The sequence below is a fragment of the Aminobacter sp. GW821-FHT11F06 genome, assembly GCF_058808215.1.
Genome location: NZ_JBXARL010000001.1, coordinates 228,764 through 241,187, shown reverse-complemented (window position 1 = coordinate 241,187; position 12,424 = coordinate 228,764). Strand labels below are relative to the sequence as shown.

Genomic DNA, 12,424 nt, shown 5'->3' with positions numbered 1-12,424 from the left:
GCAGCTATTCCTTCAAGGCGTCGGCGACGCGCAGCATGTGCGCCCCGATCAGGTCGCATTGCTCAGGCGTCGAGGCACTCATCGCCTTTTCGATCAGCGCGCCGTAGGTCTTCAGCGCCCGCATCAACAGAGATTCGCCGTCTCCGGTCAGCGTCAGCCGCATAATGCGGCGGTCCTTGGCGTCGGCCTCGCGGCTGACCAGCGCGCGCTTTTCCAGTTGCGGCAACAGCATGGTGATGTTGGAACGCCCGACCAAAAGCTTGCGGGCGAGATCGTGCTGCGACATGCCGGGATGGCGGTACAGGTTCATCAGCACATCGAGCTGTGCCGGCTTGAGGTCATGCGGCTGCAGCGCGCTCGCCAAGGCACGCTCCATCGAGTGGCACGCTTTCGCCACCGCGACCCAGTTGCGGAACCGCGGGTTGTCCCACGGCAAATCTTGCTTATTGTTCATGATTGAACTATTATGTTCATGATTGAACTTATGGATGGGCGATCACTATGGCATCAATCGGGCTGAAGGTCATCCAGCGGCTGTTCGCTATGGCCGAGCTGGTTTCGCCACGTCTCGCGGGCCGTGTGGCATTTGAGCTTTTCCGGCGCACGCCAAGCGAACGATCTCTGTCCGACGGCGAAAAGCGTGCCATCGCCAAGGCCTCCGATTTCATGGCGGAGGCCCGCCATCACCGAATCAAGACACAACGCGGCTGCGTGGCGATGCATGAGTTTCGTGCTGCTCAGGGCAGCCGTGATCGAGGCACGGTGCTCGTTATCCACGGCTGGCGCTCGCGCACCGAATATATGCGGGCCCTGATCGAAGGCTACCGGGATGCCGGCCATCGGGTGATTTCGCTCGACCTGCCGGGCCATGGCGGCTCACTCGGCCGCGCGCTCGACATGGCCAAGGCGGTCGAAGCCGCTGACGTCGCTGCCCAGTGGTTCGGCCCGTTTGAGGCGATCGTCGGCCATTCCTTCGGTGGGGCGGTTGCGGTGAACGCCGCTGCCGGCACGGTCAAGGGCTTCGCACCGCTGGCAACAGCACGGCTTGTGCTGATTTCAGCGCCCGATTCGATGCCCAAGCTGTTTGAGGATTTCGGCCGCTACATCAAGCTTGGACCGAAATCGCAACATGCCATCGCGAGCCAGGTCGAGCGCGTCACCGGCACGCCACTCAGCCATTTTGTCAGCCATAGGCTGCTGATGCGCATGGCAGTTCCGACGCTCGTCATCCACGCACCCGACGACAGGGAGGTGCCGGCCACGGACGCGCGCGCCATCGCTGGCGCGGGCGGCCATGTCAGGCTTCTCTGGGCCGACGGACTCGGTCACAGGCGTATCTTGTCTGCCGCGAAGGTGGTGGACGAGGCGGTCGGTTTTCTCGCCCACGCGCCCGAACTCACCAACGTTCAATAGCGAAGGCTCACGCCCGCATTCAGTTTTGTTTTTGCAATGCCGTACGCAACATGTCGTAGGTCGGCGCCAGATCACGAAGTGCTGCCGCAGCCGCCGCGTCGTTGCCGACGACCAGCGGATGTTGCATTGCGCCGATGAGGCGCGCCTGCCTATCCGCAATCTGCGCCGCCTCGGCATAGCCGGCGCGCCCAAGGCACGTCGCGGCGTCGGCGGCGCGGCGGGCACCGACCCTGACCGCGAAATGGATCATATGGCCGCGCAACGCGTCATCGCATCCGGCGTCGATGCGTGCCGCAAGCGCTTCGGCAGCTTGGCCATTGCCGAGGCTCCCCGCGGGCATGCCGAGATCGCCCTCCATCGACAGCCAGCGGATCGCCGCTGGGATCGACGCCTTGATGGTGTCGATTTCCGCGATTTTCGCAACCTGTTTGAAATCCGTCCGCATGGTGTAGGGCGTGCCATAGATCAGCGTCTTGGCGCTCCAGGCTGCCATGAAGTCGGCGACCGGCAGGCTGGCGTAGGGATAGCCCTGCGGATCGTGCATCAGTACGCGCTCGTCATCGATCTCGATCACGGCGACATAGTGGTCGGCCTCAATCGGACCTCGCATGTTGGGCTGGTGACGGAGATGCCCCATCTCGACCGGGCCGATCCACACCGGTCCACCAGCAAGTGCCGCCTTGAGGCGGGCCAGGGCCTCGTCAGCCTCGCCGCCCTGGGCGACTGTCGATGTCCAGCCAAGCGCCGAAAGCGCGTCTTCAAAACCTTTTTCGGGATCCCAGCCATAAGGATCGAAGAACGGCAACGTTCCGCCGATCATCTGCATGCCGAACGGGCTGCCGGTGGCGACCTCGATGACGGCTATGGAGGGGGCCTCGGCCCCGAACATCATCGCGAAAGAATTGGCGTAGCAATACGGGCCGGAGCCCGCGTAGGAAAAATGCGTCATGGTGGGGTCTCTCTTACTGGGTGATCGGATAGGCGACATCGAAACGTGCGCCGGCTGTTCCGGGATAGGTCTCGTAGGGGCTGTCGATGCAGTTCAGATCGCTTCGTGCGTCGAGCCACGCTTCCAAGGCGTCGTAGACGCGCAGGATGAGCGGAAAATCCTCATAGGCCTTGGGCACCGGCATATAGACCTCGCGCTGCGCCTGATGCAGCCTGATGCGCAGGTCGTCCGCTGGCTCGAGGCTGCCTTGATAGGCGATGGCGACCTCGACAAGGCCTTCGTTGTCGCGGCTGATGAGGTCGTGAAAATGCACGCTCATCGCCCCGTCGTTCGGCAATGACTGGGCATGCAGATGCGCGCGGATATCGGTCTCGGCGCGGGCTATGAAATCGTCCAAGGCCTCGACGCAGACCTGGCGTTGGCGGGACACGACCTTGCTTGCCGCTATCTCGCGCAGACCGATCGCCGCGACCAATGCCGGTTCACCGCCATCGGCTTGCCGGGCAAGCGCCCGCACACCCTCAGCTTGCTCGGCCAAAAAATCGTTTTGCGCGGTGAGCCATGTTTGCAGCTCGACCACGCGCGCCTGGGGCGTGAGCTCGACGAGATGTGCGACCCGCGCCACCGGCAGGCCGAGCCGCCGTAGCCTGGCGATCAGCCGCGCACGTGGCGCCTGTTCGGGGGCGTAGTAGCGATAGCCCGTCTGCGGATCGACATAGGCCGGCACCAGCAGGCCTTGTTCGGCATAGAGCCGCAACGCCTTTGGCGACAGGCGTGTGGCGGCGCCGAAACGTCCGGCAAGAAGATAGGAATCGGTCATGAGCCATGTCTAGGGTCAGCCCCTGGGGCGAGGTCAAGCGCTCGGCAAGGCTTCGCCGTGGCGGCTTAGCTTAGCTCTTCTTGCCGCCCGGTTCGGTCGGCAGGCCGGCGGCGCGCCAGGCGGTGAAGCCGCCGAGAATGTGCCTGACCGGCTCCAGCCCCATCTCCTGCGCCGTCTTTGCTGCAAGCGCTGAGCGCCAGCCGCCGGCGCAAAAAAACACGAAGCTCTTGCCACTCGAAAAGAACAGCTTGTGGTAGGGGCTTTCCGGGTCGATCCAGAATTCGAGCATGCCGCGCGGGCAATGCTGGGCGCCCGGAATCTTGCCCTCGCGCTCGACTTCACGCGGATCGCGCAGGTCGACGAAGATGGTGCCGGCATCGTCGAGCAGCGTTGCCGCTTCCTCCGGCGACACCACCTCGACCACCGCATTGGCCTCGTCGAGCAACTCCCGATAACCCTTTTTCATCGTTCCCTCGCGTCGATCCTGTTGAGCGTCGTTCTTGTTGCCCAAATGATCGCATGAAGCGGCAGGACCTGCCATCCTAACTGTGGCTTGTGCCCTCGGTCTGGCTGCCTCACGATGATGTGAAACTGTTCGGCAACAGCTATCGGGAAATTTATGGAAGCTTAACGTTATCGGTATGAATCGAGACAGTCGCGCCTTACATCAGCCATGCGGCGACTGGAATTCTTCCACTGGCGCGTGGAGATTCCGATGCAATTTCCGGCGAGGTTGGGTGTTTTATGACGTTTTCTTTCCTGAAAAAGCCGATTTCGTTTCCGCTGGCCGCCCTGGCCGCGACGCTCGCCATGGGCGCCCCGCAGGCGGGCGCGCAGGGTTTGTTCCAAATGCTTTTCGGCGGCAACAACAGCCGCGAGCCGCGTCAGCCGCAGCGCGAATTTCCTCCAGCTCCCTCGCCGCAGAAGAAGCGGGCGCCAGCCCCGGCAGCCAAGATCAGCGCGCCGTCCTACTACACCTATAAGACCGACCCGATGGTGACTGTCGATTTTTCCAAGCTGGTCGCTGGCACACAGTCGGTATCGCTGGACCCGTCGCTTGCCGGTACCGCTTTCCGCGAAGCGCTCGCCGGCCTCAACGCGTTCGACCTCGTTGCCGAAAAAGACATCGCCAAGGCGCTGCTCGACTATTATTCGGCCAATCCCGATTTCATCTGGGTGAGCGGCCACGCTGCCAACGCCCGCGCCGAAGAGGCGATCCGCACCTTGAGCGACGCCGCCAGCCATGGGCTGATGCCGGCTGACTATGCCGTTTCGGTGCCGCCCGCCGCTTACGCGACCGACGATGCGGCAGACCGCTTGAAGACACTGATCCGCTTCGAAATGGCGATGTCAGCGCGCGTACTTCGCTATGTGCATGATGCGCAAGGCGGCAGGATCGATCCGAACCGCATCTCTGGCTACTACGATTTCGCGCCCAAGCCGCTTGACATGGTGGCCACGCTCAAGGCGCTCAGCCAGACGCCGGATGTTCGCGCCTTCCTCGAATCGAAGCACCCGCAGAACCCGGAATACAAGGCGCTGCGCGTCGAGCTCGAAGCATTGAGGGCGAGCGAGGAAAACGACATTGTCGTTGACCCCAAGCTGCTGCTCAAGCCGGGCGAGACCAACCCTGAACTGCCCAAGCTTCTGCATCTGATCGCCCGCGATCTCGACGACGAGATGGGCGGCGAATATGGCGAGACCCTTGCCCGGCTCGCCAGCAGCGAGGTCTATTCTCCCGAGTTGGTGCCGGTCATCGAGGCGGTGCAGAAGCGGGCAGGGCTCAAGGCCGACGGCGTCGTTGGTCCGCGCACGGTGTCGATCCTTGCCGGCACGTCCAAGGCCGACCGCCTGGACAAGGTGCTTGTCGCGCTCGAACAGCTGCGCTGGCTGCCGTCCGATCTCGGTAGCCCGCGCGTTTTCATCAACCAGCCAGCCTACACGGCGAGCTACATCGACGGCGGCGTCGAGAAGCTCAAGATGAAGACGGTGATTGGCAAGACCACCAACCAGACAAGCTTCTTCCAGGATGATGTCGAGCAGGTCGACTACAATCCCTACTGGGGCGTGCCGCAGTCGATCATCGTCAACGAGATGCTGCCGCGCCTGCGCAACGATCCGAGCTATCTCGACCGTGCCGGCTACGAGGTCACCGATTCCAGCGGCAGGCGCATTCCCTCGTCAGCGATCGACTGGGGCCAGTATGGCGCCAAGGTGCCCTACAGCGTGCGCCAGGCCCCGAGCGAGGCCAATGCGCTGGGGGAACTCAAGATCCTGTTCCCAAACAAACATGCGATCTACATGCACGACACGCCGCAGAAGGCGCTGTTCGACCGCGACAACCGTGCCTTCAGCCATGGCTGCATCCGCCTGTCCGATCCGCGCGGCATGGCAGCGGCCGTGCTTGGCACCGATGTCAACCACATCGCGGCCAAGCTCAAGCAGGGCCACTCCTCTGAGAGGGTGACGCGCAAGATCCCCGTCTATGTCGCCTATTTCACCGCCTGGCCTGATCTCAACGGCAAGGTCGAATATTTCGGCGATGTCTATGACCGCGATGCACGGCTGAAGGAGGCCATGACACGCACCGACGCTGCACGGGTGCCGAGCATCTGATTTTTTTGTCTAACGCGTCATCCCTCAGACCGGCAGGCCACCGCGTCCGCTTTTGGTCGTGACCATCCACGGCGCGACCGACACGGGGCCTTGCTCGAGGATGTTTGCCGACCTTGCGAAACTCTGCACGGCACTGCGCGCGCCTTCGATCGGCAACTGACCGCTGCGCGCTGCCTGGCAAGCGCGTGCAGCGACGCTGTAGATCGGTCCCCGGCGTTTTTCGGGCCAGTCTGCCAGAAAGGCAATCGCGTCGGTGATGCAGGCGAGTTCGCGAACGACGTGTTCGTGCTTGACGAATAGCGGGCGGTTGAAAGCCTTGGCTCTCATCACTTCCTCCATTTTCTTGGGCGTGTTTTGAGCAAGCGAAAGCTGCCGACTTTCGGCAGCTGCCAAAGAAAGTGGGGCGATGACGAAGCAGGTCAAGGGCAGGCGCTTGGCTCTGCCTTGCGGATGAGGGGTGGTCGGTTGCATTTTGAGGAAGAAGCTGGCGGATGGCCGACGCCACACTCATTTAGAAGATGTACGGCGTCGCGTCGGCCGCTCCATCCGCCCAGATGCAAATGTTGCGCTTTAGGGGCCTCATTTGCAATTAGCTCAATGGATTGAGGCGTGGTTCTCCAAGGGGTGAGGGGACCGCACAAAGGTCGCCTGATCGCGTAAAATCCACGCCAATCCAGCACTTGCCGCCTGCTGGGCCTATTTTCAACACAATGCATCCCCATCGGGCGGCGGCGGGCAAGTTTGAGTTCCCGCCTCAGGCAACAGCCCCGCTGGCTTCGGTCGGCGGGGTTTTGCATTTTCGAAGGTTTAGGAGTGGCCGGCGCACTGCGAACGCCGGGCGGGGAGCATCAGTGCGTCGGCCACAGCGGGAAAACGGCTCCCAGCTATCACAATCATGACATCAGGCGCACACGCGATGCATCTGCTCCATTCGGGTTAGGCCGAACTATCTGGCCACTCAAATGGTGGTGAGGTTGTTGCCGTTGGAGGTGCCCGTTACCGCACAAGCGGGAGGTTTTTACCCGAACCTGGCCGCCGATGCGTTCAACGGCCATCAACGCTTCGTTGTCAGATAGCGACTGAAGTCGCGCAATCACGCCAACCGAAATTGCACGCTACATCGAACGACGAACATTTTGACGGCTGAAACTGTGCGGAAACTGTGCAAGGGAAATTTCAGAATTGGCTAAGTGCTTGAAAAAATGGTGGGCGATGCAGGGATTGAACCTGCGACCCCACCCGTGTGAAGGGTGTGCTCTCCCGCTGAGCTAATCGCCCGTCCGAGGCCTCAAGGGCCGAACGTTCGGGCGATATAGGGGAGGGCTGGGAGTCGTGTCAAGGCGACTTTAGCGACTTGCTGCGTCAATCAGCTTTTGTGCCATGCCAAGCGTCAGTTCGTCATAGTGCGAGATGATCACCGAAGGCTCGAATTCACGCACATGGCGCTCGGTGTAGCCGAAATCGACGGCCACGACAGGAATCCCGGCTGCCTTGGCCGTATCGATGTCGGTAACCGAATCGCCGACCATCACGGCACGCGACACGTCGCCGCCAGCCTTGGCGATGGTTTCCGTCAGATGCCTGGGGTCAGGCTTGCGGATGCCGAAGGTTTCAGGACCGGTGATGGCAGCAAAGCGGTCGGACAGCCCAAGTGCCCCAATCAAGCCCCTGGCGAGGTTTTCATATTTGTTGGTGCAGACAGCGAGCAGGTAGCCGGCCTCGGCAAAACGGTCCATCGCCGCAACCACGCCAGGGTAGGGTAGCGAGCGGCCCGGAATGTTGACCGTGTAATGATCGAGGAAAATGTCGTGCAGGCGATCGTGCTCGGCGGCTGCCAGTTGCTTTTGCTGGGCTGTATAGGCGCGCTCGATCATCACCCGGCCACCTTGACCAACAAAACGACGGAAAGCGGTGTCGTCGACTTCCGCCAGGCCACCGGCGACAAGCGTGTGGTTCAGGCTGTCGAGCAGGTCGGGAGCGGTATCGACAAGCGTTCCGTCGAGATCGAAAACGATGATCGGTTTGGACATTGCTCACTTTCAAAAGTTTGCGCGTTGCACAGGCGATAGCCCCGGGCCGGTCATGGCGCAAGGCAGGGGTCATAAAGCCTTTGACCCAACGGGCAAAAATGCTAGGAGCCAAGCCTGATATTCGAGGATTTTACGAACAGTCATGGATGCCAAGGCTTTGAAGATCGAGGCGGCACGCGCCGCCTTGGGCTATGTCGAGAGCGGAATGCGCCTCGGCATCGGGACTGGTTCGACGGCCGAGGAGTTCGTCAGGCTGCTCGCGGTGAAGGTCGCCGCCGGCATGCAGGTCATCGGCGTGCCGACGTCCGAGCGCACCGCAGCGCTGTGCCGCGAACTTTCGGTGCCGCTGTCGACGCTCGAGGAGACGCCCGAACTCGACCTCACTATTGATGGTGCCGACGAGATCGATCCGGCCCTGACGCTGGTCAAAGGTGGCGGCGGCGCGCTGCTGCGCGAAAAGATCGTGGCTGCCGCTTCCGCGCGCATGGTGGTCATTGCCGACGAGACCAAGCTGGTCGACACGCTTGGGCGTTTCCCACTGCCGATCGAGGTCAATCCGTTTGGTCTCAGGGCCACCGAAATCGCCATCGCCAAGGCTGCCGCCAAGCTCGGGCTTTCGGGGCCGCTCGTGCTGCGCAAGGCAGGTGGCGAAACCTTCGTAACCGACGGTGGACATTTCATTATCGATGCATCTTTTGGCCGCATTCCCGATACAAGAGCGCTTTCCGATGCCCTCCATGCCATTCCCGGCGTGGTGGAGCACGGTCTCTTTCTGGGTCTGGCTACCGTTGCCGTCATCGCCGGCTCGGATGGTGTCAGAACCGTCCATCCGACCCGCTAAACAGGAGTTCTATTCATCATGATTTTGACAAACCGGCTTCGCCGCTTCTCCGTCATGGTGGCGGCTTCGGCATTCGCGGCCGTCGCATTCTCGGCCCAGGCCCAGGAGATCGGCGAATCCCACCTCAAGGCAGCGCATGCGGCGATTGCTGCGATCCACGCAACCGACAGCTTTGATGCGATCCTGCCGCAGGCCGCCGCTGCCCTCAAGCAGCAGCTGATCCAGCAGAACCCCGATATGCAGGAAGTGATCACCAATACCGTCGACGAAAAGACGCTGGCGATGGCGTCGCGCCGTGCCGACCTCGAGCGTGAGTCGGCACTTGCCTATGCCAAGGCTTTTTCCGAACAAAACCTCACCGATATCGCCGCCTTCTACAATTCGGAAGCCGGCAAGAAGCTGATCGAAAATGGCCCTATCGCCTCGCGTGAATTGGTCAAGGCTGCCGAGATCTGGCAGAACGGCATCGCCCGTGACCTCTCCGAGCAGGTTGGCGAGCAGCTGAAGGCCGTTATGGGCAGCGCAGCGCCTGCTGCAACCGACGGCGCGGCCCCTGCTGCCGGCACCGCACCGGTTGCTCCCAAGAACTGATCCGCCGCGACCAACGGTCACGATCCAGGAGCCCGGCAATTGCCGGGCTTTTCTTTTGGCGCTGCTGCCACTACCTGTGACCGGACCGTCGGCGCATCAAATGCGATGCGCAATTTCAAAGACTTGGAGCGACTTTTGCGCGAGCATCAAATGCGCGCGCTGGCTCTGACCGCAGGAAGGACATCATGCCCCAGTACGACTACGATCTCTTCGTCATCGGCGGCGGCTCGGGCGGGGTGCGCGCAGCGCGCGTTGCGGCGGCACTCGGCAAGCGCGTTGCACTGGCGGAAGAGTTCCGTTTCGGCGGCACCTGTGTCATTCGCGGCTGTGTGCCCAAGAAGCTCTATGTCTATGCCTCGCAGTTCCCCGAGCATTTCGAAGACGCTGCCGGCTATGGCTGGACCGTTGGCGAAGCCAAGTTCGACTGGGGCACGCTGGTCGCCAACAAGGAGCGCGAGATTTCGCGGCTCGAGGCGATCTACAAGCGCAATGTCGAAGGCTCGGGCGGCGAAACGATCCAGTCGCGGGCTGTGCTGGTCGACAGCCACACCATCCGGCTTGAGGCGGAAAACCGCACCGTGACCGCCGATCAGATCCTGATCGCCACCGGTGGACGGCCCGCCGCGCACCCGGCACTGCCGGGGCATGAGCACTGCATCTATTCCAATGAGGTCTTCGACCTTCCGGTATTGCCCAAGGCGATCATGATCGAGGGCGGTGGCTACATCGCCGTCGAGTTCGCCAACATCTTCCACGGGCTCGGCGTTGAAACGACCCTGGTCTATCGCGGCAAGGAAATCCTCAGCCGCTTCGACATGGATCTCCGGCGCACCTTGCATGAAACGATGGAGCAGAAGGGCATCAAGATCCTGCTGCATTCCGTTTCGCAGGAGGTGGTCAAGCGCGGCGACGGCCGGCTCGACGTCAAGCTCAGCTCAGGCCAGTCGCTGACCGTCGACCAGGTGCTTTTGGCCATCGGCCGCACGCCCAATACCGAAAACCTCGGGCTCGAAGCTGCCGGCGTGGCGATGGACAGGGCGGGCGCGATCGTCGTCGACCGTCTGTCGCGGACCAATGTCGAGAATATCTGGGCCGTCGGCGACGTCACCAACCGCGTCCAGTTGACCCCGGTCGCGATCCACGAAGCGATGTGCTTCATCGAGACGGCGTTTAAGAACAACCCGACCGAGCCTGATCACGATTGCGTGGCGACCGCGGTGTTTTCGCAGCCCGAGATCGGCACCGTCGGCCTGTCGGAAGACGACGCGGCCAAGCGCTTCAAGCATCTCGAAATCTACCGCACCAGCTTCCGCCCGATGCGCCATACGCTTTCGGGACGCCAGGAAAAGATGCTGATGAAGCTGGTTGTCGACGGTGACACGCGGCTGGTGCTTGGCGCCCATGTGCTGGGTCCGGACGCCGGCGAAATGGCGCAGCTGCTGGGCATTACGCTCAAGGCTGGACTGACCAAGGACGATTTCGATCGCACCATGGCGGTGCACCCTACGGCCGCCGAAGAACTGGTAACGATGTACAAGCCGACCTATCTGGTGAAGGACGGTGCGCGCGTCGACGGTTGACGTTGCGGCCACTTGTAACCTTCCGCAGGGAAACGTTCGATCTCGGGCATGTTCCGGGGTAGATTAGGGGCTCCTCATCGTGTAAGGAGCCGCGTTCCCGCAATGGCGGGCTATGGCGCGGGTGAGGTGCCCGTTAGCGAACTTTTTAGGTGCGAACATGACGAAATGGTCACCGAATTCCTGGAGAAGCATGCCGATCCAGCAGGTCCCGGCTTATCCGGACTTTGCGGCGCTCGCAGAAACGGAAGCCCGTCTCGCAACCTTTCCCCCCTTGGTTTTTGCAGGTGAGGCCCGCAAGCTGAAGAAGCAGCTTGCTGCCGTTGCCAATGGCGAAGCATTCCTGCTCCAAGGTGGCGATTGCGCCGAAAGCTTTGCCGAGCATGGCGCCGACAACATCCGCGATTTCTTCCGCGTCTTTCTGCAGATGTCGGTCGTGCTGACTTTCGCCGGCGCGCAGCCGGTGGTGAAGGTCGGCCGTATCGCCGGCCAGTTCGCCAAGCCGCGTTCGTCCGACAATGAGACCAAGGGCGACGTGACGCTGCCAAGCTACCGCGGCGACATCATCAACGGCCCGGCCTTCGACGAGAAGTCGCGCATCCCCGATCCGGCGCGCCAGGAGATGGCTTACCGGCAGTCGGCGGCAACGCTGAACCTTTTGCGCGCCTTCGCCCAGGGTGGCTACGCCAGCCTTGAGAACGTGCATCAGTGGATGCTCGGCTTCGTATCGAACAGCCCGCAGGGCGAGCGTTACGAGGCTCTGGCCAACCGCATCACCGAGACCATGGATTTCATGCGTGCGGTGGGCATCACGTCCGAGACCAACTACGCGCTACGCGAGACCGATTTCTACACCAGCCATGAGGCGCTGCTGCTTGGTTACGAGCAGGCGCTGACCCGCGTCGACTCGACCTCGGGCGACTGGTACGCGACCTCGGGCCACATGATCTGGATCGGCGACCGTACGCGCCAGCCCGATCATGCCCATGTCGAGTACTGCCGTGGCGTCAAGAACCCGCTCGGGCTCAAGTGCGGTCCCTCGCTGACGCCTGACAGCCTGCTGAAGCTGATCGACCTGCTCAACCCGGAAAACGAGGCCGGCCGTCTGACCCTGATCGCGCGCTTCGGCCACGACAAGGTTGGCGATCACCTGCCGAAGCTGATCCGCGCCGTCGAGAAGGAAGGCCGCAAGGTTGTGTGGTCGTGCGACCCGATGCACGGCAACACGATCACCGCTGCCGGCTACAAGACGCGGCCCTTCGACCGCATCCTGAGCGAAGTGCAGAGCTTCTTCGACATCCACCGCTCCGAGGGCACGCACCCGGGCGGCATCCATGTCGAGATGACCGGCAACAATGTCACGGAATGCACAGGCGGCGCCCGCGCCATTTTGGCGGAAGAGCTGCAGGATCGCTACCACACCCATTGCGACCCGCGTCTCAACGCCGACCAGGCGATCGAGCTCGCTTTCCTGGTTTCGGAACTGCTCCGCAAGAGCGCGCCGACGCCGGTGAAGAAGGCCGCCAACGCCTGATCCGCAAGCGCGGTTCAAAGAATCGAAAAGGCGCCGGTCTCGACCGGCGCCTT

At 62.3% G+C, this 12,424-nt stretch carries 12 protein-coding genes and 1 tRNA gene; 6 read left to right on the top strand and 7 right to left on the bottom strand.

The features are described from left to right. Nucleotides 1–4: 4 nt before the first annotated feature. Nucleotides 5–454 carry a MarR family winged helix-turn-helix transcriptional regulator gene (locus tag AC1RTB_RS01185; protein WP_476787612.1) on the bottom strand — a complete coding sequence of 150 codons (450 nt, stop codon included), beginning with the start codon at nucleotides 452–454 and terminating at the stop codon, nucleotides 5–7. Nucleotides 455–501: 47 nt separating this feature from the next. Here AC1RTB_RS01185 and AC1RTB_RS01180 point away from each other — a divergent pair, with 47 nt between their 5' ends. Continuing rightward, the gene (locus AC1RTB_RS01180) at nucleotides 502–1,413 is read left to right on the top strand and encodes an alpha/beta fold hydrolase (protein ID WP_492876889.1); all 912 of its coding nucleotides are present in this window, start codon (nucleotides 502–504) and stop codon (nucleotides 1,411–1,413) included. Nucleotides 1,414–1,432: 19 nt separating this feature from the next. On the opposite strand, the gene AC1RTB_RS01175 is transcribed toward AC1RTB_RS01180, so the two are convergent. From AC1RTB_RS01175 to AC1RTB_RS01165, 3 genes are all read right to left on the bottom strand, one after another. After that, the gene (locus AC1RTB_RS01175; protein WP_492876891.1) at nucleotides 1,433–2,362 is read right to left on the bottom strand and encodes a YobF C-terminal domain-containing protein; all 930 of its coding nucleotides are present in this window, start codon (nucleotides 2,360–2,362) and stop codon (nucleotides 1,433–1,435) included. Between the two features lie 13 nt (nucleotides 2,363–2,375). Further along, nucleotides 2,376–3,182, bottom strand: a complete 807-nt coding sequence (locus tag AC1RTB_RS01170; RefSeq protein WP_492876892.1) for a MerR family transcriptional regulator — start codon at nucleotides 3,180–3,182, stop codon at nucleotides 2,376–2,378. 70 nt (nucleotides 3,183–3,252) lie between these two features. Next, nucleotides 3,253–3,648, bottom strand: coding sequence for a rhodanese-like domain-containing protein (locus AC1RTB_RS01165; protein ID WP_492876894.1), 396 nt, complete (start codon nucleotides 3,646–3,648; stop codon nucleotides 3,253–3,255). 278 nt (nucleotides 3,649–3,926) lie between these two features. Here AC1RTB_RS01165 and AC1RTB_RS01160 point away from each other — a divergent pair, with 278 nt between their 5' ends. After that, nucleotides 3,927–5,798 carry a L,D-transpeptidase family protein gene (locus tag AC1RTB_RS01160; protein WP_492876895.1) on the top strand — a complete coding sequence of 624 codons (1,872 nt, stop codon included), beginning with the start codon at nucleotides 3,927–3,929 and terminating at the stop codon, nucleotides 5,796–5,798. A 24-nt stretch (nucleotides 5,799–5,822) separates the two neighbouring features. On the opposite strand, the gene AC1RTB_RS01155 is transcribed toward AC1RTB_RS01160, so the two are convergent. The 3 genes from AC1RTB_RS01155 to AC1RTB_RS01145 all read right to left on the bottom strand — a co-directional run bounded on the left by AC1RTB_RS01155 (nucleotide 5,823) and on the right by AC1RTB_RS01145 (nucleotide 7,828). Continuing rightward, nucleotides 5,823–6,125, bottom strand: a complete 303-nt coding sequence (locus AC1RTB_RS01155) for a DUF982 domain-containing protein (protein ID WP_492876897.1) — start codon at nucleotides 6,123–6,125, stop codon at nucleotides 5,823–5,825. Nucleotides 6,126–7,001: 876 nt separating this feature from the next. Beyond that, nucleotides 7,002–7,076: transfer RNA gene (locus AC1RTB_RS01150), tRNA-Val, on the bottom strand. Between the two features lie 68 nt (nucleotides 7,077–7,144). After that, nucleotides 7,145–7,828, bottom strand: coding sequence for a phosphoglycolate phosphatase (locus AC1RTB_RS01145; protein ID WP_492876898.1), 684 nt, complete (start codon nucleotides 7,826–7,828; stop codon nucleotides 7,145–7,147). A gap of 142 nt (nucleotides 7,829–7,970) precedes the next feature. On the opposite strand from AC1RTB_RS01145, the gene rpiA reads away from it, so the two are divergent. From rpiA to AC1RTB_RS01125, 4 genes are all read left to right on the top strand, one after another. Then, complete coding sequence (rpiA, locus tag AC1RTB_RS01140; protein WP_492876900.1) at nucleotides 7,971–8,669, top strand: ribose-5-phosphate isomerase RpiA; 699 nt, start codon at nucleotides 7,971–7,973, stop codon at nucleotides 8,667–8,669. An 18-nt stretch (nucleotides 8,670–8,687) separates the two neighbouring features. After that, on the top strand, nucleotides 8,688–9,260 hold the full coding sequence (locus AC1RTB_RS01135; RefSeq protein WP_492876902.1) for a DUF2059 domain-containing protein: 573 nt from the start codon (nucleotides 8,688–8,690) through the stop codon (nucleotides 9,258–9,260). Between the two features lie 185 nt (nucleotides 9,261–9,445). Beyond that, on the top strand, nucleotides 9,446–10,840 hold the full coding sequence (gene gor, locus AC1RTB_RS01130; protein ID WP_492876904.1) for a glutathione-disulfide reductase: 1,395 nt from the start codon (nucleotides 9,446–9,448) through the stop codon (nucleotides 10,838–10,840). Between the two features lie 157 nt (nucleotides 10,841–10,997). Further along, entirely contained in the window at nucleotides 10,998–12,371 is a 1,374-nt protein-coding gene (locus AC1RTB_RS01125; protein WP_492876906.1) for a class II 3-deoxy-7-phosphoheptulonate synthase, read from the top strand. Nucleotides 12,372–12,424: the final 53 nt, after the last annotated feature.